Raw genomic sequence first — 25,416 nt, forward strand, 5'->3', positions numbered from 1 at the left:
TTTCCCATTATGAATGAAAGACTGACAATTCAAGACCTTATCGACTTATTGGCGGCTAAACATAGCATGACCAAGAAGGATGCCGAAGCATTCGTCAAAGAGTTTTTTCTCTTGATAGAACAAGCCCTGGAGAATGAGAAGAATGTGAAAATCAAAGGATTGGGGACTTTCAAACTTGTGGATGTGGATAGCCGGGAAAGTGTTAATGTCAACACAGGGGAACGTTTTCAGATAAAAGGCCATACCAAAGTATCGTTTACTCCGGACACCAATCTGAGAGATACGATAAATAAGCCTTTTGCACATTTTGAAACGGTAGTATTAAATGAAGGTACGGTATTGGAAGATACCCCGATGGAAGAATCCGATGAGGAGGAAGGTGCGGTTTCTGATACTGAGACCGAAATGATCGACTCCGAAATAGCAGGAAATGAAAATGTCGATGGAGATATTCAGAAAGAAATACAACCGGAAGAACCTGTAATCGAAGAGCAGCCGACTGCTGAAGAAGTAGCTGTGGCTGAAGTTCCTGAGACTGACGCGAATGAAACCAGTCAAACTGAAACGGAGACGGAACCAGTTGCAACAGAAGAACCTGAAGCCGAAGAATTGCCGGAAGTGGAAACTGAACCGGAATCTGTATCTGAGGAAGCCCCAGAAGAAGAGTCTGTAGAGGAATCGGAAGCTGTTTTGGAACCTGACTTCAGTCCGGCGACAGAGGAACCTATTGAGGAGCAATCGGAAGAAACAATTATAGAAGAGCAGAAACCGGAGACTGAAACAGCGGAGGCAGAAGAAAAGGAAACGGTTATTGCAGAAAAAGCGGAAGTTACCGCAGAGCAAATTATAGCCCAGGAGCTTCATAAAGCAAATATGGAGCCTGTAACTCCCAAAATGCAACCGGAAATAGAACAACCGAAAGCCACCTATACTGATAAAGACAGTGATAAAAAGGAAAAATCAGCTATCCCTTATTTAATAGCGACTATTATTATAGTCTTACTACTGTGCGGAGGAGCTATCCTGTTTATTTATTATCCGGATTTGTTCTCATCTTCGTCTGATAAGAATGTGGTTGATATGCCGGAAGTTACTCAACCTGTGCAGCCGGAAGCGCAACTTTCAGATACAATTGCACACAAGGATACTGTGGTGGAAGTAGTCCAACCGCAACCTGTTGTCAAGAAGGAACCGGCAGCGGAACCCGTCAAAGCAGAAAGTAAACCTGCCCAACAACAACCAGCCGCTTCGGCATATTCGGATTCCGCATCCTACAAGATAACCGGTACCAAAACAAAATACACAATTAAAGAAGGAGAGACTTTAACGAAAGTTTCATTACGCTTTTACGGTACAAAAGCCATGTGGCCATACATCGTAAAACATAACCCGAAAGTAATCAAGAACCCCGATAACGTGCCATACGGTACGACAATCGAGATACCGGAACTTACAAAAGAATAAAAACAAAAAACACCCATTCACCCGGCTCATACAGCAATGTATAGCCGGGTGAAATGTTACGTAAGTACAAAAGCGTATGAAAGTACCTTAATCTAAAGATTTCGCATTGTTTTTTAATAAAAATTAGTTGCAATCGTTAATTATATGGCGTACTTTTGGGAGCAAATTTAGAAGCCTTACACACTGGTAAGTCTTACACCTTATTAATGAGAATTAAATAATAAAATATTAAGTATTTATGGCTGAATCAATTGATATCCGCGAACTGAATGAGCGGATTGAAAGACAAAGTGCTTTCGTTACCAATCTTACGACAGGTATGGACCAAATCATTGTTGGTCAGAAACATTTGGTTGAATCACTGCTTATCGGATTGCTTTCCGACGGACATGTTCTTTTAGAAGGTGTACCCGGTCTGGCAAAAACTTTGGCTATCAAAACACTCGCTTCCCTGATCGATGCGAAATATAGCCGTATTCAGTTCACTCCCGACTTATTGCCGGCCGATGTTATTGGTACCATGGTTTACAGTCAGAAAGATGAATCTTTCAAAGTACAAAGAGGACCTATCTTTGCCAACTTCGTATTGGCGGATGAAATAAACCGTGCTCCGGCCAAAGTACAGAGTGCCTTGCTGGAAGCCATGCAGGAACGTCAGGTTACTATCGGTAAGGAAACATTCATGCTGCCGGAACCTTTCTTAGTATTGGCTACTCAGAACCCGATTGAACAAGAAGGTACTTACCCGCTTCCTGAAGCACAGGTAGACCGTTTCATGCTAAAAGTAGTGATTGACTATCCGAAGCTGGAAGAAGAAAAACTGATTATCCGTCAGAATATCAACGGCGAGAAGTTCAATGTGAAACCTATCCTGAAAGCGGAAGAAATTATCGAAGCCCGCAAGGTGGTTCGCCAGGTTTATCTGGATGAGAAAATAGAACGTTATATTGTAGATATTGTATTTGCTACTCGTTTCCCCGAGAAATACGATCTCAAAGAACTGAAAGACATGATCGGATTTGGTGGTTCACCTCGTGCTTCTATCAATCTGGCACTGGCTGCCCGCACATACGCTTTCATCAAACGCCGCGGCTATGTAATCCCGGAAGATGTACGTGCTGTTGCGCATGATGTTCTTCGTCACCGTATCGGACTGACATACGAGGCGGAAGCCAACAACATGACTTCGGACGAAATCATCAGCAAGATTCTGAACAAGGTTGAAGTGCCCTAATCTGCCGTAATATTACAATGCGGTAAAAGGTAGTCAAGTGTATTTTACTTAACTACCTGACTACTTACTACTTTAACTACTGTATAAATGGAAACAAGTGAAATATTAAAAAAAGTTCGTCAGATTGAAATCAAGACACGAGGACTGTCTAACAATATCTTTGCAGGCCAATACCATTCGGCTTTCAAAGGTAGAGGTATGTCGTTCTCTGAAGTCCGTGAGTATCAGTTCGGCGACGATATACGCGACATTGACTGGAATGTGACGGCACGATTCAACAAACCTTATGTGAAGGTGTTTGAAGAAGAGCGCGAACTGACAGTGATGTTGATGGTCGATGTTTCCGGAAGTTTGGAATTTGGTACGGTTAAACAACTGAAGAAGGATATGGTAACGGAAATTGCAGCTACTCTTGCATTTTCTGCTATACAAAACAACGATAAAATTGGTGTGATCTTCTTTTCAGACCGGATAGAAAAGTTTATTCCTCCTAAGAAGGGACGTAAACACATTCTATATATTATCCGCGAACTGATTGACTTCCAGCCGGAAAGCCGTCGTACCAATATTCGTCTCGCATTGGAGTATCTGACCAATGTAATGAAAAGACGTTGTACAGCGTTTATTCTATCTGACTTCATCGATCAGGATAACTTTAAGAACGCTCTGACTATTGCCAACCGAAAGCATGACGTAGTGGCATTGCAGGTTTACGATAGGAGAGTGAGTGATCTTCCTCCGGTGGGACTGATGCGAATAAAAGATGCGGAAACCGGCCATGAACAATGGATCGATACTTCTTCCAAAGCTGTACGCCGGGCACACCGTGACTGGTGGATAAACAAACAGACCGAACTGAACGACACATTTACCAAAAGTAATGTTGACTCCGTATCTGTGAGAACCGACCAGGATTACGTAAAGGCATTGTTGAATTTATTTGCCAAACGAAATTAATGGAATCAAAGATGAATAGAAATATTATTCTGATAGCATTGTTATGTCTGCTTTCTATGGGTAGAGCTGTGGCACAGTCTGTTACGGTGGAAGCCAAGATAGATTCGTTGCAGATATTAATTGGCGAACAGGCGAAAGTACAATTACAAGTAGCGATGGACGCCAAACAACGTGCTGTCTTTCCTGCTTATACCGATACGCTGGTGCGTGGGGTAGAAATTATAGAAACCGTCAAACCGGATACACAATTTCTGAATGATCACCAACGAATGCTGATTACTCAGGAATACATCGTTACCTCGTTTGACTCAGCTCTCTATTATCTTCCGCCAATGCCCGTCACAGTGGATGGCAAAGAATATAGATCGAAAGCTTTGGCATTGAAAGTATATTCGATGCCAGTTGACACATTGCATCCGGACCAGTTCTTCGGACAGAAAACGGTGATGAAAGCACCTTTCGCATGGGAAGACTGGTATGGGCTGATCGGTTGCTCATTCCTTGCATTGCCTTTACTCGGCTTATTGATCTATCTGATCATTCGTATACGTGATAACAAACCGATTATCCGCAAGATAAAAGTAGAACCTAAGTTGCCGCCACATCAGGCTGCTATGAAGGAGATCGAACGTATCAAGAATGAGAAAGTATGGCAGAAAGGACAGCCGAAGGCATATTATACGGAATTGACAGATACCCTTCGTACTTATATTAAAGATCGTTTCGGATTCAATGCACTAGAGATGACTTCTTCTGAAATTATCGATAAGTTATTGGAAATGAATGATAAAGAGGCAATATCAGATTTGAAGGAACTCTTCCAGACAGCTGATTTAGTAAAATTTGCCAAGCATGATCCGCAAATGAATGAAAATGATGCGAATTTGATTAATGCAATCGACTTTATCAACGAAACAAAGCAACCGGAAGAGGAGAATCAGAAACCGCAACCAACGGAAATCACAATTATCGAGAAACGTTCTCTGCGTACCAAAATATTATTAATCTGCGGTATTGTATTCTTGTCAGCAGCATTAATAGGTACTTTTGTATATATAGGTATGCAGCTTTATGATCTCTTTGCATAATGTGGTGTGAATACTAAATAGTAAACTGTTAAATCGAAAATAAAATGGTTTTTGCCAATATTGAATATCTGTTTTTGCTATTATTGCTTATACCTTATATTGTATGGTATATCTTGAAGCGAAAGAAAACTGAAGCTACCCTTCAGATTTCGGATGCACGGGTATACGCACATACTCCTAAAAGTTATAAGAATTATTTGCTACATGCTCCATTTATACTGCGCGTCATTGCATTGGCTTTGATTATTGTGGTATTAGCGCGTCCGCAAAGCACTAATAAGTGGCAAAACAGCGAAATAGAGGGAATTGATATTATGCTGGCTATCGACGTGTCTACCAGTATGCTGGCGGAAGACTTGAAGCCAAACAGACTGGAAGCAGCCAAAGATGTAGCTGCCGAATTTATTAACGGACGCCCGAATGATAATATTGGTATCACTCTGTTTGCCGGAGAAACATTCACTCAATGCCCGCTGACTGTGGACCATGCCGTATTGCTGGATATGATTCATAATATCAAATGTGGTCTTATTGAAGATGGTACAGCTGTTGGTATGGGAGTTGCAAATGCTGTAACTCGCCTGAAAGACAGTAAAGCGAAATCAAAAGTTATCATCTTATTGACGGATGGTACCAATAATAAAGGAGATATTTCGCCATTGACAGCCGCTGAGATTGCCAAAAGTTTCGGTATCCGTGTGTATACTATCGGAGTGGGCACGAATGGTATGGCTCCATATCCTTATCCGGTCGGTAATACAGTACAGTATATCAATATGCCGGTGGAAATCGATGAGAAAACACTGACTCAGATTGCCGGTACTACCGATGGTAACTATTTCAGAGCTACGAGCAACTCGAAACTGAAAGAGGTATATGAAGAAATTGACAAGTTGGAGAAAACAAAATTGAATGTAAAAGAGTATAGCAAACGGGAAGAAGACTATCGCTGGTTTGCACTGGCTGCTTTCCTTTGCGTACTACTGGAAGTTTTATTGCGTAATTCAATACTCAAGAAAATTCCGTAGGAATGTTTCGTCAATCGTGATTTGTAACGTAAAATAGGAAGAAGATGTTTCGATTTGAAGAACCTGCATATTTATATTTATTGCTGCTACTACCGTTTTTAGCAGCTTTCTACTTGTATTCCAATTACAGGAGACGGAGAAATATCCGGCGTTTTGGAGATCCGGAATTGTTAGCGCAATTAATGCCGGATGTATCTAAATATCGACCGGATGTGAAATTCTGGCTCATCTTTGCCGCTATCGGCTTATTCTCAGTATTGCTGGCTCGCCCGCAATTCGGTTCCAAGCAGGAAACGGTGAAACGTAAAGGAGTGGAAGTGATTATAGCTCTGGATATATCCAATTCTATGCTGGCACAGGATGTGCAGCCCAGCCGTTTGGAAAAAGCCAAGAGATTAATATCCAGATTGGTAGATGAATTAGATAACGACAAAGTCGGTATGATCGTATTTGCCGGAGATGCTTTTACCCAGCTACCGATCACGAGCGATTATATTTCCGCCAAAATGTTTTTGGAATCTATCAGCCCATCGCTGATTTCCAAGCAGGGTACAGCAATCGGAGAGGCAATTAACCTGGCAACCCGCAGTTTTACTCCGCAAGAAGGAGTGGGACGTGCTATCATTGTCATCACGGATGGTGAAAATCATGAAGGTGGCGCTGTAGAAGCTGCTAAAGCTGCTGCCGAAAAAGGGATTCAGGTTAGTGTGCTGGGAGTGGGTATGCCCGAAGGTGCTCCTATTCCGGTAGAAGGCACTAATGATTATCGTCGTGACCGCGAAGGTAATGTAATTGTAACCCGTCTGAATGAGGGCATGTGTCAAGAAATAGCCAAAGACGGAAAGGGTATCTATGTACGGGTAGATAATTCTAATTCTGCCCAAAAGGCTATCAGTCAGGAAATAAGTAAGATGGCTAAGTCTGATGTGGAATCGAAAATATATACAGATTTCAACGAACAGTTTCAGGCTATTGCATGGATCATTTTACTATTGTTACTAGCTGAGATGTTAATTTTGGATCGTAAGAATCCATTATTCAAAAACGTTCATCTTTTCTCTAATAAGAAGTAAGCTATGCGTATGTTAAAAATGAAATATATCCTGTTCGCTGCTTTTCTGTTATCGGCTGCCGGCGTTTCGGCACAGAAAGCAGAGCGTGACTATATCCGCAAAGGAAATCGTCTGTTCAATGATAGTGTATTCGTAGATGCAGAAGTTAATTATCGCAAGGCTTTGGAAGTTAATCCTAAATCTGCTGTATCCATGTACAATTTGGGAAATACGCTCTCACAACAACAAAAGTTTCAGGAAGCCATGGAGCAATATGATTCTGCCAGCAAAATAGAAAAGGATAAAATGAAATTGGCACACATCTACCATAATATGGGGGTGCTTTTTCAAGCTGGTAAAGATTATGCAAAAGCAGTGGATGCCTACAAAATGTCGCTGCGCAACAATCCTGCAGATCATGAAACACGGTATAACCTGGCACTCGCTCAAAAGATGTTGAAAGACCAACAGAATCAGCAGGATCAAGATCAAAATCAAGACCAGAATAAAGATCAGCAGCAGAAGCAAGACCAGAAACAGGATCAAAACAAAGATAAACAGAACGATCAGAAGAAAGACGACCAAAAGGATCAGCAACAACCGCCGAAGCCTGAAAAACAAGATAATCAGATGTCAAAGGAAAATGCTGAGCAGTTACTTAATTCTGTGATGCAGGATGAGAAAGACGTACAGGATAAAGTGAAGAAACAACAGAAAGTTATTCAGGGCGGTCGTCTGGAAAAAGATTGGTAATAATAAAAAGTTGATGATATAAATTTCATAAGCAATGAAAAAACTGATTGTTATATTGATGGCATTGATAGCATATAGCACCCAAGCGCTTGCCGATAAGGTGTCATTCACTGCTTCCGCTCCCGATGTAGTGGTGGTAGGGGATCAATTCAGGCTATCTTATACAGTAACCACACAAAAAGTTAAAGACTTTCAGGCACCGGCTATCAAAGGATTCGACGTCCTGATGGGGCCAAGCCGTTCTCAGCAAAGTAGTACACAGATAATGAATGGTAATGTCACCTCTACAAGTAGTATTACATTCACTTATATATTGATGGCAAATACTGCCGGTGAATATACAATCCCCGGAGCTTCTATTGTAGCTGATGGCAACCAGATGGTTTCAAACTCCGTAAAGGTGAAGGTTTTGCCACAAGACCAAGCTAGTAATGGAGGACAAAATGACGGTAGCTCATCTGCACGCTCTTCATCCGGTACAAGTGTATCTAACCAGGATTTGTTTATCACAGCAACTGCCAGTAAAACGAATGTATACGAGCAGGAAGCATTTGTCTTAACCTATAAAATATACACCAGAGAACATGACTTGCAATTGAATAATGCCAAACTGCCTGACTTTAAAGGATTTCATTCTCAAGAAATTGAAATGAATGCAAATGCAAGATGGACACAGGAGCATTATAAAGGACGTAACTATAATACGACAATCTATCGCCAATTCGTATTATTTCCCCAGCAACCAGGTAAGTTATTTATAGAACCGGCACAGTTCCAGATGACGGTAGGTAAAGCTGTACAATCTGACGATCCTTTTGATGCATTTTTCAATGGTGGAAGCAATGTAGTTAAAGTACCGAAATCTATCGTTACTCCTAAAATAGCAATTAATGTCAATCCGCTTCCTGCTGGTAAACCTGCAAACTTTTCAGGTGGAGTGGGAGAGTTCAACATTTCTTCTTCCATTAATAGCAAGGAGCTGAAAACTAATGATGCTATCACCATTAAGTTGGTAATCTCCGGCACCGGAAACCTAAAGCTGATTTCTAATCCGGAAATTAAGTTCCCGGATGACTTTGAAGTATATGATCCGAAGGTGGACAACCAAGTCAGATTAACTCAGGAAGGTCTTACAGGAAACAAAGTCATTGAATATCTGGCTATTCCAAGACATGCAGGCAATTATAAAATCCCGGGGGTATCTTTCAGCTATTTCGATATCCGTTCAAAATCTTACAAAACGTTGAAAACGGAAGACTACGTAATCAATGTTGAGAAAGGTGCAGGAAATGCTGATCAGGTGATTGCCAATTTCACCAATAAAGAAGACTTGAAAGTATTGGGTGAAGATATCCGTTACATTAAGCAAAATGAAGTTACTCTCCAACCTAAGGGTAGTTTCTTCTATGGCTCAATGACCTATTGGCTATTCTATATCATTCCTGCTTTAGCCTTCATCATCTTCTTTATCATCTACCGCAAACAAGCCGCTGCAAATGCCAATGTTGCTAAGATGAAAACAAAGAAAGCTAATAAGGTAGCAACCAAGCGCATGAAACTAGCCGGTAAGTTGCTCTCTGAAAACAAGAAAGATGCCTTCTATGATGAAGTACTGAAAGCATTGTGGGGATATATCAGCGACAAACTCAGTATTCCGGTTTCCCGTTTGTCGAAAGACAATATTGAAGAGAAGCTGAGAAACCATGGAGTAAGTGAAGAACTAATTAAAGAATTCCTGAATGCATTGAATGATTGTGAATTTGCTCGTTTCGCTCCAGGTGATGAAAATCAGGCAATGGATAAAGTCTATTCTTCTTCAATAGAAGTGATAAGCAGAATGGAAAATTCAATAAAACATTAACCCAGAAGAGATTGTGTCATGAAAAAAATATTGTTTTTTATATTATTATCAATGTCAGTCACTTGTTTCGGACAAGGAACTCAAAGCATTGATTCTATACAAATAACTGAAGCTGATTCTATCCATGCGGGTTCACATACATTTTCTGATAGGAAATTGGAAGATGTAACAAAAGCCGAAGGAGATTCCGCATATATAAAAGATGATTATGCAACTGCTATCCAAATATATGAATCCTTATTAAAAAATGGGGAATCTGCGGATGTGTACTATAATTTAGGAAACAGTTACTACAAAGCTGGAGAAATTGCAAAAGCCGTACTCAACTACGAACGTGCTTTGCTTATGAAACCAGGAAACAGCGACATCCGTGCCAATCTGGAAGTGGCACGCGCTAAAACAATAGATAAAGTAGAACCTGTTCCGGAAGTTTTCTTTGTATCATGGACCAAAGCCTTGATAAACAGTATGAGTGTAGACGCATGGGCTACATGGGGAATTGTCTCCTTTATTCTATTTATCATCGCTTTTTACTTCTTTATTTTCTCCAAGCAGATTATACTAAAAAAAACAGGATTTATATCAGGTATCGTTTTCTTAATCGTTGTGATATGCTCTAATCTTTTTGCTTCAAAGCAAAAAGAACGTTTAGTAAATAGAAGCGAAGCGATCGTCATGAATCCTAGTGTAACAGTTCGCAGCACTCCGAGTGAAAGTGGAACAAGTTTGTTCATCCTTCATGAGGGACGTAAGGTCAGTATCAAAGATAACTCAATGAAAGAATGGAAAGAAATTCGCTTGGAAGACGGCAAAGTAGGATGGGTACCGGCTTCCGCTATTGAAGTGATATAAAATTCGTAAACAGAATTTAGGAATTTAGGAAAAAAGATAAGCAAATAATTTGTTTTATCTTTTTTTTTGCTTAAGTTTATAGCGTGATAAAAAATTAAATACAATATAGTATTAACCATTAAATTTATGAGACATGAGAACAATAACATTTAATGAACTTCGCAAGATTAAAGATTCATTGCCTAGCGGTAGCATGCATAGAATAGCAGACGAACTTGGTTTGCACGTAGATACAGTGCGCAACTTCTTCGGAGGCCACAATTTCAAGGAAGGAAAAAGTGTCGGAATACATCTTGAGCCCGGTCCGGATGGCGGGCTTGTAATGCTGGATGACACAACTGTTCTCGACCGGGCTCTAAAAATTTTAGATGAAATAAACATGAGTATGCAAAAAGAACAAGCTACCGAACCTATGCAAATTTAAAATATAAAACAAGAATCCCAATTGCCCAAACAATTGGGATTTCTTATTTGTTTACCTTCAAAAACAGATTATTATGGAAGATAAATTAGTAACCTTAGCTATTCTGACTTATACAAAAGCTCAGATTCTAAAGAATGTCCTCGAAAATGAAGGAATAGAAACATACATTCATAACGTAAATCAAATACAACCTGTTGTATCTTCAGGAGTACGTCTGCGAATTAAAGAAAGTGATCTACCACGTGCATTAAAAATAACGGAAAGTTCTACCTGGTTATCTGAAAGTATAGTGGGAGAGAAGACACCTAAGGTAGATAGTAAATCGAACAAAATTTTAATACCTGTCGACTTCTCCAATTATTCGATGAAAGCGTGTGAATTTGGCTTTAATTTGGCCAAAACTGAGAATTCTGAAGTGATTCTATTACATGTTTACTTTACACCGATATACGCTTCGTCATTACCATATGGCGATGTATTCAATTATCAGATCGGAGATGAAGAATCTGTTAAAACAATCATCCAGCAGGTCCATTCAGATCTCAACGCACTATCTGATAAGATTAAGGAAAAAGTTGCATCTGGAGAATTTCCGGATATCAAATATAGTTGTATTTTACGAGAAGGAATTCCGGAGGAAGAAATTTTAAGATATGCCAAGGAGCAACGTCCTAAGGTTATCATTATGGGAACGCGTGGAAAAAGCCAGAAAGACATTGACTTAATTGGCAGTGTAACAGCTGAAATTATTGATCGAAGCCGCACAGCAGTATTAGCTATTCCGGAAAATACTCCGTTCAAAGAATTCAATGAAGTAAAACGTATTGCTTTCTTAACCAATTTTGATCAGAGAGACTTGATTGCTTTTGAAGCATTTTTCAACACATGGAAATCTTTCCATTTTTCAGTCTCATTAATACATCTGGCTGAATCCAAAGATACTTGGAATGAAATTAAACTTGCAGGTATCAAAGACTATTTCCAAAAACAATATCCCGGGCTTGAAATTCATTATGATGTGGTAATGAATGATAATCTATTAAAAGGACTTGACAAGTATATCAAAGATAATCAGATAGATATAATAACATTAACTTCCTATAAGAGGAATATATTTGCACGATTATTTAACCCGAGCATTGCTCGTAAAATGATTTTCCATTCTGATACGCCATTGCTTGTTATTAACGGATGATGAGAAAGAACGAAAATAAGCTGTTTACGTTTAGGGAATAATGATGATTATGTTTAATAGAAAAAACAGATAATACTTATAACTAATTTCTCTCTCTTCTCTCTCTAAAACCAAAAGAGGCATTCCAAACGAATTGGTATAGCCTCTTTTTTATTTTCTCACAAAAAGAAATTCATCATTATATAGTTTGATAAAAATCAGAATCATCATTCAAGCTTCTTTATTTGTAAAAACAAAAAAGACTATCCCAATTTAAATTTTGGGATAGTCTTTTATAATAACTGACTTAATATAATTATTTCATCATCTTATCGATTTCTTCAAATTCAGGCCCCATGTTCAGATTATAGTAAACACGGTAGAGCCCCTGTAACCACAAATCTTTCTGATCAGGTTTCAAAGCTCTGGCTTTTTCGTAGAATGGCTTAGCTTCTTCATAGAATTTCTTCACTGTAGCTTGTGCCTCTGCATATTTCGGATCATTGATATCTGTTGTAGCTTTATCAGCATAATCCTGAGCCTTCATCAAATACACTAATCCTACATTAGAATATGCCTCTGCGTATTCTGGATCTGCAGCAATAGCTTTCTTGTAGAACTCAATAGCATTATCATATTCTTTCATATTATGATAAAGATATGCTTTTACATAAAGATACAACTTGTTATTAGCATCAGTAGACAACATTCTATCAGCAAATTCCATTGCTTTAGAAGCTTGGTTAGAGCTAGTATAGTAATCTACCAAATTCGCAAAGAAATAATCATTTCCAGGGAATTTTAAAATACCTTCTTCCAATGATTTAACCCATGCCGCAGTATCACCTTTAGCTTTATATGCATCTGCCATCAATTGCATTGCAAACTTACCGCCATCTTTGTCATCCAAAGCAGCAGGAGCATATTTAATAATTGCATCTTTATCTCCTACTCTGTCAGCAGCTAATGTTGCGTAATATGCAATTTGTGCCAAAAGAGTATCTGTTTTAGCCAAATTTTGCTCTGCCAACATAGGATAAGAAGCTGATTCTACATATGTTGCAAAGAATTGCAAAGCTTCCTTATTCTTATCAAGGTTAAAGAATTGAATACCACCGTTGATCAAATTAGGACGTTCAACCAATATAGTTGAAGCATTTGCTTTTCTATATTTGTTTTTAATTTTACCTTTTTCATTAGGTACTTGAGCTAGATCATCACATTTAGTATAATACTCAAACATTTTTAAAATGCTGTTGTATGCCTTCAATGTGTCAAACGGCTGTTTCAGAACACCTTTCTTATCACGTTCTTCTTCGATAAAACGTTTCTGAATAAATCCAGCAACGTCCCATGTGTCAGGAAGATCCTTGGTCTCAGGGTTCTTAATGGCTTCATTAATCAGCTTTTCAGCTTGACTAAAATTCGGTTTTACATCACTGGCAATGCTTTTGGCTTCTTTTACATTCTTCATTTGAGCGAATGATAAGCTTACGGCCATCAATAAAACCATTGAAAATAATACTCTTTTCATGATTGTTGTTTGATTAATTATTAATATTATGTCTATTCCTCAATTTCGTTGTTATTTTCATTAACATCTATAGCAGTATCTGCATTGTCAATATCCTGATCAGTAGTCAGATCACTGACAATAGTACCTTCTGCTTCTTCTGCAGGAACTTCATCCTCAAGACTTTCTGTCATTACTTTACATACAGAACCAATCTGATCGTTACGTTTTTCAAGATTAATCAGACGAACACCTTGAGTAGCACGTCCCATAATACGGACATCAGCAACTTTCAGACGGATAGTTATTCCGGATTTATTGATAATCATTAAGTCGTTCTCATCGGTCACTGACTTAATTGTTACCAACTTACCTGTTTTTTCAGTAATATTCATGGTCTTTACACCCTTCCCTCCGCGATTAGTCTTACGATAATCTTCAATTTCAGAGCGCTTACCATATCCCTGTTCAGAAACAACCATTACAGACTCTGTTTCCAAATCTTTGATACATATCATTCCTATTACTTCATCTTGACCATCATTATCCAATGTAATACCACGTACACCTGTAGCCGTACGTCCCATTACACGAACTGCAGCTTCATGAAAACGAATAGCCCGACCATTACGATTAGCAATAATGATTTCATTATTACCATTCGTCATTCGAACTTCAATTACACTGTCATCCTCACGAATTGTAATAGCATTTACACCATTCTGACGCGGGCGTGAATATTGTTCAAGCAATGTCTTCTTGATAACACCCTTCTTCGTACAGAATAATACGTAATGACTATTAATATATTCAGTGTCATCCAGGCTCTTAACACGCAAATATGCAGTTACACTGTCATCAGAGTCTATATTTAACAGGTTTTGTATAGCACGTCCTTTGGAATTCTTCGTTCCTTCCGGTATCTCATAAACTTTCAGCCAATAACATTTACCTTTTTGTGTAAAGAACATCATGGTATTGTGCATAGTAGCCGGATATATATGCTCTACAAAGTCCGCATCACGAGTTTCTGTTCCCTTAGAGCCTACTCCACCACGATTCTGCGCACGGAATTCTGTTAATGGCGTGCGTTTGATATATCCCATATGAGAAATTGTGATAATCATCTGATCATCAGCATAGAAGTCCTCCGGATTAAACTCTTCGGAAGAATAAACGATTTCAGAACGACGTTCGTCACCATATTTCGCTTTAACTTCCAATAATTCATCTTTCATCACCTTACGACATACCTCATCATCAGCCAAAATACTTTCCAAATAAGCAATCTGTTTCATGATTTCTTCGTATTCAGCATGAAGCTGATCCTGCATCAGACCAGTCAACTGACGCAAACGCATCTCTACAATTGCACGTGACTGTATTTCTGTCAGATTAAAACGTTCTATCAAACCTGCAATAGCATCATTTGGAGTCTTAGCTGCACGAATAATACGAATAACTTCATCAATATTATCAGAAGCTATGATTAAACCTTCAAGGATATGTGCACGTTCCTTTGCTTTACGTAGATCGAACTGAGTACGGCGGATAACTACTTCGTGCCTGTGCTCTACGAAGTATTTAATCATATCTCTCAGATTCAATGTCTTAGGACGTCCGTGAACCAATGCAACATTATTCACACCGAAGGAAGTCTGCAAGGCTGTCATCTTATACAGCTTATTCAGCACTACGCTTGCATTAGCATCACGTTTTACATCAATAACGATACGCATACCGTCACGGTCAGACTCGTCGTTTGCATTCGAGATACCTTCTATTCTCTTATCATTAACAAGATCAGCAATATATTTGATCAGTTCAGCCTTATTAACATTATAAGGGATCTCAGTCACTACGATTTTATCATGTGTCTGTCCGGTTTCAATTTCCGCTTTTGCACGCATTACTACACGTCCACGACCTGTCAGATATCCTTCACGTACTTCGCTGATACCATATATATAACCACCTGTAGGGAAATCCGGAGCTTTGACATAAGTCATCAGTTCCTCTACTGTGATTTCCTGATTATCAATATATGCTTCACAAGCATCAATTACTTCCGAAAGATTATGAGGAGGCATATTAGTTGCCATACCTACCGCAATACCGGAAGCACCATTAACCAAAAGATTAGGAATACGGGTCGGCATCACCTTCGGCTCTGTCAACGTATTATCAAAGTTAGGTTCGAAGTCTACAGTTTCCTTATACAGGTCATCCATCATCGCTTCACCCAACTTGTTTAGACGAGCCTCCGTATAACGCATGGCAGCGGGGCTATCACCATCTACAGAACCAAAGTTACCTTGGCCATCTACTAAAGGATAACGCATTGCCCATTCCTGAGCCATACGCACCATAGCATAATAAACTGAAGAGTCTCCATGCGGATGGTACTTACCCAATACTTCACCCACGATTCTTGCAGATTTTTTATAAGGTTTGTCTGAAGTATTACCCAATTCCATCATTCCGTATAAAATTCTACGGTGAACGGGCTTAAATCCATCTCTAACATCCGGAAGGGCACGTGAAACAATGACCGACATGGAGTAGTCAATGTACGATGACTTCATTTCCTCCTCGATGTTAATCTTTATAATTCTGTCTTGTTCAAGCATTTAAAATGATTATTAATTATACATTGTATGGTCTGTGAAAAACCACGCTAAAGTACTACTTTTCCACGATATACGAAAGTTTTTCCGAAGAAAGTTTTTTTCTGCTTGAAGGACAGTCTGTTTGTCTATATTTAGTTATTAAAATTAAAAATTTCAAGGAGCGAATTGACTTCTAACCATTAATATTAGAAAAAGAAATGAGAAAAAGAATAAATACTACCATTAAGGAGACTATATTTGTGAAAAACAGGGAGTGGTATTTGTTATACCTTATATATATAATACAAAGCATTGTTTTTATGGCACGCCATTTGTAGATATAAGAAATAAAGCAAATATGCAATACAAACTTGATTAAATACGTATATTTGCCAGTAAATAACCCCTTAGAAGAAAAGGAAAAAGTATGAATAATCAATTCTCACAAAGAGTTTCCGACATTATCGTCTATAGCAAGGAAGAAGCTAACCGGTTGAGGAGTAGGCATATCGGACCTGAGCACCTACTTCTGGGAATGCTTCGTGACGGTGAAGGAAAAGCTATCGAGATATTGTCAAAACTCAACACCAATTTAGCTGCAGTAAAGCAGCAGATTGAAGCTCGGCTGAAGACAGAAGCTGATGATATGCTATTGCCTGATGCAGAGATACCGTTGTCTAATGACGCGGCAAAAATATTAAAAATGTGTATTTTAGAAGCACGTGGAATGAAAAGTAATATAGCTGATACAGAGCATGTTTTGTTAGCGATCCTAAGAGAAAGAAACAATATGGCTGCTTCCGTGCTCGAAGCTAATGACGTTAATTACGTGAAAGTGTTGGAACAAGCCACATTGCAACCGGATGTAAATTCCGGTATGGGATTTCCGGAAGACGATGATGATGAAGAAATGTCTTCTCCCCGATCTGGTGGAAGCGGTTCTGAAGAACGCCAGCAACAGGCGCAAACAGCTTCAAAAAAACCGGCCAATGACACGCCTGTACTTGACAATTTCGGTACAGATATGACAAAAGCGGCAGAAGAAGGACGTTTGGACCCTGTGGTAGGCAGAGAAAAGGAAATTGAACGCTTGGCTCAAATTCTGAGTCGCCGCAAAAAGAACAATCCGATTCTGATCGGTGAGCCTGGTGTAGGAAAATCAGCAATCGTTGAAGGACTAGCTTTGAGAATTATTCAAAAGAAAGTCTCACGCATCTTGTTTGATAAGCGAGTAGTAGCTCTTGACATGACCGCAGTTGTGGCAGGAACAAAATACCGTGGTCAGTTTGAAGAGCGTATTCGTTCCATTCTCAACGAGTTACAAAGGAATCCGAATGTGATCCTGTTCATTGATGAGATCCATACAATTGTAGGTGCAGGTTCTGCAGCCGGTTCAATGGATGCAGCCAATATGCTGAAACCTGCATTGGCACGCGGCGAAATACAATGTATTGGTGCTACTACCCTTGATGAATACCGTAAGAATATAGAAAAAGACGGTGCTTTGGAACGTCGTTTCCAAAAAGTTATGGTGGAACCCACTACTGCTGCCGAAACTCTTCAGATTCTGCGTAACATCAAGGATAAATATGAAGATCATCATAACGTGAACTATACAGATGAAGCATTGGAAGCTTGTGTCAAGTTGACAGACCGTTATATTACGGACCGTAACTTCCCTGATAAAGCTATTGACGCTTTGGATGAAGCAGGATCACGTGTACATCTGACCAACGTCAATGTGCCCAAGGAAATCGAAGAGCAGGAAAAACTCATCGAAGAAGCTAAAAGCAAGAAAAATGAAGCTGTGAAATCCCAGAATTTTGAACTCGCTGCCAGTTTCCGAGATAAGGAGAAAGAGCTTACGCTTCAGTTGGACGAAATGAAACGGGAATGGGAAAACAGCCTGAAAGAGAACAGACAGACTGTTGATGCAGAGGAAATTGCCAATGTTATTTCAATGATGTCCGGCATTCCGGTACAGCGTATGGCACAAGCCGAAGGAATCAAGCTGGCTGGCATGAAGGAGGATCTGCAATCGAAAGTAATCGCACAAGATCCGGCTATAGAGAAACTGGTCAAAGCTATTTTAAGAAGCCGTGTGGGATTGAAGGATCCTAATAAGCCCATTGGAACCTTTATGTTCTTAGGCCCGACTGGTGTAGGTAAAACCCATTTAGCCAAAGAATTGGCAAAATATATGTTCGGCTCTTCCGATGCACTGATTCGTATAGACATGAGCGAATTTATGGAAAAATTCACTGTCTCACGTCTGGTCGGAGCTCCTCCGGGATATGTAGGATATGAAGAAGGCGGACAATTAACTGAAAAAGTACGTCGCAAACCTTATTCTATCGTCTTGCTTGATGAGATCGAAAAAGCACATCCGGATGTGTTCAATCTCCTTCTTCAAGTGATGGACGAAGGCCGTCTAACTGACAGTTATGGCAGAATGGTTGATTTTAAAAATACAGTTATTATCATGACTTCCAATATTGGCACCCGCCAGTTAAAGGAGTTTGGACGTGGTGTAGGATTTGCTACACAAAGCCGTCTGGATGATAAAGAGTTCTCGCGAAGTGTTATACAAAAAGCATTAAATAAATCATTCGCGCCAGAATTTATCAATCGTGTCGATGAAATCATAACATTTGACCAACTCTCTTTGGAAGCTATCACGAAAATCATTGATATTGAGCTAAAAGGACTATATGATCGTATTGAATCTATTGGATATAAGCTAGTTATTGATGATGAAGCAAAAAGATTTGTGGCCGAAAAAGGATACGACGTGCAATTCGGAGCCCGCCCTTTAAAACGAGCTATTCAAACTCATCTAGAGGATGGACTGTCAGAACTCATTATAACTTCTTCTCTGAAAGAAAAAGATGTCATTCAAGTCTCTCTGAATAAAGAGAAAGGTGAATTGGAGATGAAAGTTATTGCATCTTGAAAGAAGATTGCTTAAATAAGATAAGTTATAAAATATGCCAGAATGTCAGACCTTAGGGTCTGGCATTTTTTTTGTCTCTATCTGAACAAATATCAATTAAAAACATTCTAATAAATAAACCAAAAAAATATACGTTATTATGCAAAAAGGTAATATTGGGGTTACAACAGAGAACATTTTCCCTATCATCAAAAAGTTCTTGTACAGTGACCATGAAATTTTTCTTCGCGAATTAGTGTCTAACGCAGTAGATGCCACTCAGAAACTGAATACCCTTGCTTCCATTGGAGAGTTTAAAGGTGAACTGGGCGATCTGACAATTCACGTTGAATTAGGTAAAGACACTATTACTATCTCCGACCGTGGTATTGGTCTGACTGCAGAAGAAATAGAAAAGTACATTAATCAGATTGCATTTTCAGGAGCAAATGATTTTCTGGAAAAATACAAAGATGATGCAAATGCAATCATCGGACATTTCGGTTTAGGCTTCTATTCTGCCTTTATGGTTGCAAAAAAGGTTGAAATTATCACCAAATCCTACAGAGACGAAGCACAAGCTATAAAATGGACTTGTGATGGTAGCCCTGAATTCACTATTGAAGAAGTAGATAAGGCAGATCGTGGTTCAGATATCATCTTATATATCGATGACGATTGCAAAGAATTCCTCGAAGAAACACGTGTTTCTGAGCTTCTGAAGAAATATTGCAGCTTCCTTCCTGTCCCCATTGCATTCGGAAAAAAGAAAGAATGGAAAGATGGCAAACAGATAGAAACCGCTGAAGACAATATTATTAACGATACCACTCCATTGTGGACTCGTAAGCCGAGCGAACTGTCGGACGAGGATTATAAGTCGTTCTATACCAAGTTGTACCCGATGTCAGACGAGCCATTATTTTGGATTCATCTGAATGTAGATTATCCGTTCCATCTGACCGGTATCCTCTATTTCCCGAAAGTAAAGAGCAATATTGAGCTGAATAAAAATAAGATTCAATTATATTGCAACCAAGTATATGTAACGGATTCTGTAGAAGGAATTGTACCGGACTTCCTGACTTTATTACATGGAGTTATTGATTCTCCGGATATTCCATTGAATGTATCCCGTTCTTATTTGCAAAGCGACTCGAATGTGAAGAAGATTTCTACCTATATCACGAAGAAAGTTTCCGACCGCCTGCAATCGATTTTCAAGAACGACCGCAAACAGTTTGAAGAGAAGTGGAATGATTTGAAAATATTTATCAATTACGGCATGCTTACTCAAGAGGATTTCTATGAGAAAGCGCAAAAATTCGCCCTTTTCACCGATACAGATAACAAACATTATACATTTGAAGAGTATCAGACCCTTATTAAAGATAATCAGACAGACAAAGATGGAAATCTGATCTATTTGTATGCTAATAATAAGGATGAACAATTCAGTTATATCGAGGCTGCCACCAACAAGGGGTACAATGTTCTGCTTATGGATGGTCAATTAGATGTAGCTATGGTAAGTATGTTGGAACAGAAGTTTGAGAAATCTCGCTTCACCCGTGTAGACAGCGATGTTATCGACAACCTTATCATCAAAGAAGACAAGAAAAACGAGACATTGGAAGGAGAAAAGCAAGAAGCTATCACAACTGCTTTCAAGAGCCAATTGCCCAAAATGGATAAAGTTGAGTTCAATGTAATGACACAGGCATTGGGAGACAATTCAGCTCCGGTGATGATTACTCAAAGCGAATATATGCGTCGTATGAAGGAAATGGCAAATATTCAGGCCGGAATGAGCTTCTATGGAGAGATGCCGGATATGTTCAATCTGGTTCTGAACTCCGACCATAAGCTTATCAAGCAAGTGCTTGACGAAGAAGAAGCAGCTTGTCACCCTGAAGTAGCTCCTATACAAACAGAGATGAATAGTGTCAGCAAGCGTCGCAATGAACTAAAAGACAGCCAAAAAGACAAGAAGGAAGAAGATATTCCTACTGCAGAGAAAGATGAATTGAATGAGCTGGATAAAAAATGGGATGAACTGAAAAATAAAAAAGAAGGCATCTTTGCAGGATATGCCAGCAACAACAAGGTAATCCGTCAACTCATCGACCTGGCTTTATTGCAAAACAATATGCTAAAAGGTGAAGCTCTGAACAACTTCGTGAAGCGCAGTATTGAGCTGATTTAATACCGCCCCTTTATTTATAACATAAATCAATGAAAGAGCATTCAACACTAAAACGTGTTGCAATGCTCTTTTTTCATCATAAAACGAACGCTAAAATATCGATAAATTGGAAAGTATTGTATATATTTGAACACTAAATGATAAATACTTCAATTGTTTGATTTGGGTTATGAGAAAAATACTTTTAGTGTTAATTGCTATATGGTTATTCATGCCGACTGTCTGTGCCCAAAAAGTAGGTCTTGTCTTAAGTGGTGGCGGTGCCAAAGGATTGACACACATCGGCATCATTCGCGCCTTAGAAGAAAATAACATTCCTATCGATTATATTACAGGAACTTCCATGGGAGCCATTATCGGCTCTCTTTATGCGATGGGGTATTCTCCTGATGATATGGAAGAATTATTGAAGTCAGAAGACTTTAAAAGATGGTATTCTGGACAAATAGAAGAGAAATACGTATACCACTTCAAGAAAAATGTCCCGACACCGGAGTTTTTTAATATCCGTTTCTCATTCAAAGACTCATTAAAAAACTTCAAACCACAATTTCTGCCCACAAGCGTAGTAAATCCCATACAGATGAATCTGGTTTTTGTAGATTTGTATGCACGCGCTACAGCTTCGTGTAAAGGCGATTTCGACAAGTTGTTCGTTCCTTTCCGATGCATAGCTTCTGATGTCTACAATAAAAAGCAACTCGTAATGAGAAACGGAGATTTGGGAGATGCCGTCCGAGCTTCCATGAGCTTTCCCTTTATGTTTAAGCCTATAGAGATTGACAATGTGCTGGCATATGACGGAGGGATCTACAATAATTTCCCAACAGACGTTATGAGAGACGATTTTCATCCGGATATTATAATTGGAAGTGTGGTATCTACAAACCCCACCAAACCCAAGGAAAATGACCTCATGAGCCAGATAGAAAACATGGTCATGCAAAAAACCGACTATTCTATTCCGGATTCAATGGGTATTCTGATGACATTCAAATATGACAATGTCAGCTTGATGGATTTTCAGCGAATAGATGAATTGCATGATATCGGATATAACCGAACCATAAGCATGATGGATTCTATAAAAAGCCGTATACAAAGGAGGGTTAATTTGGATAATATACGTTTGAGAAGAATGGTATACCGAAGCAACTATCCGGAATTACGCTTCAAAAACATCATTATTGACGGAGCCAATCCCCAACAACAGGCATATATTAAAAAAGAATTTCATAGCTCTGACAATAAGGAATTCACTTACGAAGACTTGAAAGAAGGCTATTTCCGGCTGCTTTCAGACAACATGATTTCCGAAATCATCCCGCACGCCGTATATAATCCGGAGGATGAAACGTATGACCTGCATTTAAAAGTCAAACTGGAAAATAATTTTGCCGTACGATTAGGTGGGAATATTTCCACGTCCAACTCGAATCAAATTTATCTCGGGCTCAGCTATCAGGATTTAAATTACTATGCGAAAGAATTTCTTTTTGACGGTCAACTCGGGAAAGTCTATAATAATGCACAATTCATGGCTAAGATCGACTTTTCTACTGCGATCCCGACCTCTTACCGCTTTATCGCATCTATTACTACTTTCGACTATTTTAAGAAAGACAAGTTATTTTCCAGAAATGACAAGCCAGCATTTAATCAGAAAGACGAACGCTTCCTTAAACTTCAGGTAGGGCTACCGTTCCTTTTAAGTAAACGAGCTGAATTTGGAATAGGAATCGCCAGAATAGAAGACAAATATTTCCAGAGAAATATCATCGATTTTGAGAAAGACAGATTCGACAGAAGCCGTTATGATTTATTCGGCGGCTCTATCAGCTTCAATGGAAGCACACTTAATTCACGGCAATACCCGACACAAGGCTACAAAGAAGCTCTTGTTGCACAGATATTCATGGGACGGGAAAGATTCTATCCAGGTGAAGAGACCAAAGGAGTTCAAATAAATAAAGAACACCATTCCTGGCTGCAATTATCATATATGAAAGAAAAATACCATACGATGAGCGAACACTGGGTTTTGGGATGGTATTTAAAAGCTTTGTACGCTTCCAAGAACTTTTCCGAGAATTATACGGCGACTATGATGCAAGCAGGTGAGTTTTCACCTACTCTACATAGTAAACTCACCTATAATGAAGCTTTCCGCGCCAATCAATTTGTGGGAGCCGGCATTCGTCCCATCTATCGTCTCAATCAAATGTTCCATCTGCGAGGTGAATTTTATGGTTTTATGCCTATATATCCGATTGAAAGAAACTCATTAAATAAGGCATATTATGGAAAAGCCTTCTCTAAATTCGAATATTTGGGAGAAATTTCTGTTGTGTGTCAATTACCGTTCGGAGACATCTCTGCTTATGTAAATCATTATAGCTCACCGAGAAGGGAGTGGAATGTCGGGTTAAGTATCGGTTTCCAACTGTTTAATTACCGTTTCATCGAATAATTTTCTACAAAAAAAAGTCGCCGAATGCTTGCTAATTCGGGAAAAGTACGTATCTTTGCACCCGTTAAAACGAAACAATGGTCGCGTAGCTCAACTGAATAGAGTAGCTGACTACGGATCAGCCGGTTACAGGTTTGAATCCTGTCGCGATCACTTTTTCGGAAAAACAGAATGGCCGCGTAGCTCAACTGAATAGAGTAGCTGACTACGGATCAGCCGGTTACAGGTTTGAATCCTGTCGCGGTCACTTCTACCAACATTTAACAAGGTCGCGTAGCTCAACTGAATAGAGTAGCTGACTACGGATCAGCCGGTTACAGGTTTGAATCCTGTCGCGATCACCAAAGTCCTCTGCATTTTTTGTGGAGGATTTTGTTTTTTACCCCATTCCATCGAAGAAATCCGGCATCACGAGAAAAAAAAATTAAGCGGTTATTTTATCTAAATCGAGCGATCATTTCACATCAAACGACCGTATGATTATGTACAATCAATAGGATGTTTTACAAAAACACTTTAATAGTTATTTTCAAACATCAAGAAGTTTACTTTCAAACATTGGAAAGTTTAAAAAGTGCATGCAACGTATGTTCAAACAATGCACTTTCATCTTCACCTTTTGCTCGAAACCACTATAAACAAGCGGATACAGGATGAAGGGAAAGCATTTCACTTTTATACTACATTAGTTTATCAAATATGCTATTAGCTTATCGGATTTTGCTATTAGCTAATCAAATTATGCTAATAGCAAAAAATAGAAAGAACTAAAAAAAATCCCCCTTCACCTTGTATCTGCCTGTTCATGGGAGGCATGACAAAAAGGTGAAGGGGGAATACCTATTTATAAAATGTATGGAGAATCGATACTTCTCAGTATCAGATCAACATTTAATATTCAGTTCGTTTAAGACTTTACGTATTGCCTCAAATGTCGTAATTCGAGTCGGAACCAACGGCAATCGAAGTTTATTTTCAATCATCCCCATTGCATTCAGCATGGATTTTACTCCTGCCGGATTTCCATCCACAAACAAAAGATCAAATAGCTCAGTAAATCGATGATGAATAGTGAGTGCATTAGCAAAATCACCTTGAAGCGCCAAACGTGTCATACGGCTGAATTCACGCGGGAAAGCATTGCCGATTACAGAGATCACTCCAACAGCTCCCAAGGTTATTAACGGAAAAGTAATACCGTCATCACCGGAAATAACATTGAAATTATCCGGTTTATTCTTGATAATGTCATCCATTTGAGTAATATTACCGGAAGCTTCTTTAATAGCGATTACATTACTAAAATTACGAGCAATGCGCAAGGTCGTCTCAGCAGTCATATTTACTCCTGTACGCCCCGGCACATTATACAACACGATAGGAAGTTCCGTAGCTTCCGATATGGCTTTATAATGCTGATAAATTCCCTCTTGCGATGGCTTATTATAATATGGCACTACAGACAATATAGCGTCAACTCCTGTAAAATCGTCATTTTTCAATGTTTCTACTATTGCGCGTGTATTGTTACCGCCTACACCCAGCAAAATAGGAATTCTTCCGTTAACGCGGTCAATCACCATCTTTTTGATGGTTTTCTTCTCTTCTTCGGTAAGAGTCGGTGTTTCGGCTGTAGTCCCCAGCACACACAAGAAATCCGCATTATTCTGCAATAGATAGTCTACCAAACGCATCAACGCATCATAATCAACGCTTTCATCCTCTTTGAAAGGAGTAATCAGTGCTACCCCCATTCCTTTCAATTTAGTCTGTATCATGAGTTTTAATTATAATCTCTA

17 protein-coding genes and 3 tRNA genes are annotated in these 25,416 nt (G+C 39.1%); 17 read left to right on the forward strand and 3 right to left on the reverse strand.

Annotation, left to right across the window (positions count from 1 at the left end; all coding sequences use genetic code 11):
- Positions 1–9: 9 nt before the first annotated feature.
- The 11 genes from NBH01_RS03275 to NBH01_RS03325 all read left to right on the forward strand — a co-directional run bounded on the left by NBH01_RS03275 (position 10) and on the right by NBH01_RS03325 (position 11,908).
- On the forward strand, positions 10–1,464 hold the full coding sequence (locus NBH01_RS03275) for an HU family DNA-binding protein (protein WP_234140980.1): 1,455 nt from the start codon (positions 10–12) through the stop codon (positions 1,462–1,464).
- 238 nt (positions 1,465–1,702) lie between these two features.
- On the forward strand, positions 1,703–2,698 hold the full coding sequence (locus tag NBH01_RS03280) for an AAA family ATPase (RefSeq protein WP_008761573.1): 996 nt from the start codon (positions 1,703–1,705) through the stop codon (positions 2,696–2,698).
- An 87-nt stretch (positions 2,699–2,785) separates the two neighbouring features.
- On the forward strand, positions 2,786–3,655 hold the full coding sequence (locus NBH01_RS03285) for a DUF58 domain-containing protein (protein ID WP_008761572.1): 870 nt from the start codon (positions 2,786–2,788) through the stop codon (positions 3,653–3,655).
- The gene (locus NBH01_RS03290) at positions 3,655–4,743 is read left to right on the forward strand and encodes a BatD family protein (protein WP_234140979.1); all 1,089 of its coding nucleotides are present in this window, start codon (positions 3,655–3,657) and stop codon (positions 4,741–4,743) included. Before NBH01_RS03285 ends, NBH01_RS03290 begins: the two co-directional genes overlap by 1 nt.
- Positions 4,744–4,787: 44 nt before the next feature.
- Positions 4,788–5,771 carry a vWA domain-containing protein gene (locus NBH01_RS03295; RefSeq protein WP_008761570.1) on the forward strand — a complete coding sequence of 328 codons (984 nt, stop codon included), beginning with the start codon at positions 4,788–4,790 and terminating at the stop codon, positions 5,769–5,771.
- Between the two features lie 44 nt (positions 5,772–5,815).
- Complete coding sequence (locus NBH01_RS03300; protein WP_008761569.1) at positions 5,816–6,844, forward strand: VWA domain-containing protein; 1,029 nt, start codon at positions 5,816–5,818, stop codon at positions 6,842–6,844.
- A 9-nt stretch (positions 6,845–6,853) separates the two neighbouring features.
- Entirely contained in the window at positions 6,854–7,576 is a 723-nt protein-coding gene (locus NBH01_RS03305; RefSeq protein WP_172685117.1) for a tetratricopeptide repeat protein, read from the forward strand.
- A 34-nt stretch (positions 7,577–7,610) separates the two neighbouring features.
- Entirely contained in the window at positions 7,611–9,437 is a 1,827-nt protein-coding gene (locus NBH01_RS03310; RefSeq protein WP_250699980.1) for a BatD family protein, read from the forward strand.
- Positions 9,438–9,455: 18 nt separating this feature from the next.
- A complete protein-coding gene (locus tag NBH01_RS03315; protein WP_250699981.1) occupies positions 9,456–10,289 on the forward strand; it encodes a tetratricopeptide repeat protein in 834 nt (277 codons plus the stop codon).
- Between the two features lie 133 nt (positions 10,290–10,422).
- Positions 10,423–10,713, forward strand: a complete 291-nt coding sequence (locus tag NBH01_RS03320) for a hypothetical protein (RefSeq protein ID WP_008761566.1) — start codon at positions 10,423–10,425, stop codon at positions 10,711–10,713.
- A gap of 73 nt (positions 10,714–10,786) precedes the next feature.
- Positions 10,787–11,908, forward strand: coding sequence for a universal stress protein (locus tag NBH01_RS03325; RefSeq protein WP_008765729.1), 1,122 nt, complete (start codon positions 10,787–10,789; stop codon positions 11,906–11,908).
- A gap of 295 nt (positions 11,909–12,203) precedes the next feature.
- On the opposite strand, the gene NBH01_RS03330 is transcribed toward NBH01_RS03325, so the two are convergent.
- Both NBH01_RS03330 and gyrA read right to left on the reverse strand, forming a co-directional pair.
- On the reverse strand, positions 12,204–13,421 hold the full coding sequence (locus NBH01_RS03330; RefSeq protein ID WP_195740242.1) for a tetratricopeptide repeat protein: 1,218 nt from the start codon (positions 13,419–13,421) through the stop codon (positions 12,204–12,206).
- A gap of 32 nt (positions 13,422–13,453) precedes the next feature.
- A complete protein-coding gene (gene gyrA / locus NBH01_RS03335; RefSeq protein WP_250699982.1) occupies positions 13,454–16,030 on the reverse strand; it encodes a DNA gyrase subunit A in 2,577 nt (858 codons plus the stop codon).
- Between the two features lie 406 nt (positions 16,031–16,436).
- Between gyrA and NBH01_RS03340 the strand changes: the two genes are divergently transcribed.
- The 6 genes from NBH01_RS03340 (at position 16,437) to NBH01_RS03365 (ending at position 23,961) form a co-directional block, all read left to right on the forward strand.
- Complete coding sequence (locus NBH01_RS03340) at positions 16,437–18,962, forward strand: ATP-dependent Clp protease ATP-binding subunit (RefSeq protein ID WP_008765726.1); 2,526 nt, start codon at positions 16,437–16,439, stop codon at positions 18,960–18,962.
- Between the two features lie 139 nt (positions 18,963–19,101).
- Positions 19,102–21,147: a molecular chaperone HtpG gene (gene htpG / locus NBH01_RS03345; RefSeq protein ID WP_250699983.1), complete on the forward strand. Its 2,046-nt coding sequence runs from the start codon at positions 19,102–19,104 to the stop codon at positions 21,145–21,147.
- A 169-nt stretch (positions 21,148–21,316) separates the two neighbouring features.
- The gene (locus NBH01_RS03350) at positions 21,317–23,617 is read left to right on the forward strand and encodes a patatin-like phospholipase family protein (RefSeq protein ID WP_234117840.1); all 2,301 of its coding nucleotides are present in this window, start codon (positions 21,317–21,319) and stop codon (positions 23,615–23,617) included.
- Between the two features lie 79 nt (positions 23,618–23,696).
- A tRNA-Arg gene (locus tag NBH01_RS03355) sits at positions 23,697–23,770 on the forward strand.
- A gap of 20 nt (positions 23,771–23,790) precedes the next feature.
- Positions 23,791–23,864, forward strand: a tRNA-Arg gene (locus NBH01_RS03360).
- A gap of 20 nt (positions 23,865–23,884) precedes the next feature.
- Positions 23,885–23,961 (forward strand) — tRNA-Arg (locus NBH01_RS03365).
- Between the two features lie 540 nt (positions 23,962–24,501).
- Here the strand turns inward: NBH01_RS03365 and dapA are convergent.
- Positions 24,502–25,395, reverse strand: a complete 894-nt coding sequence (gene dapA, locus NBH01_RS03370) for a 4-hydroxy-tetrahydrodipicolinate synthase (RefSeq protein WP_008761561.1) — start codon at positions 25,393–25,395, stop codon at positions 24,502–24,504.
- Positions 25,396–25,416: the final 21 nt, after the last annotated feature.

Origin of the sequence: Bacteroides sp. B1-V-101 (assembly GCF_023656585.1) — a bacterium.
Classification (GTDB): Bacteria; Bacteroidota; Bacteroidia; order Bacteroidales; family Bacteroidaceae; genus Bacteroides; species Bacteroides thetaiotaomicron.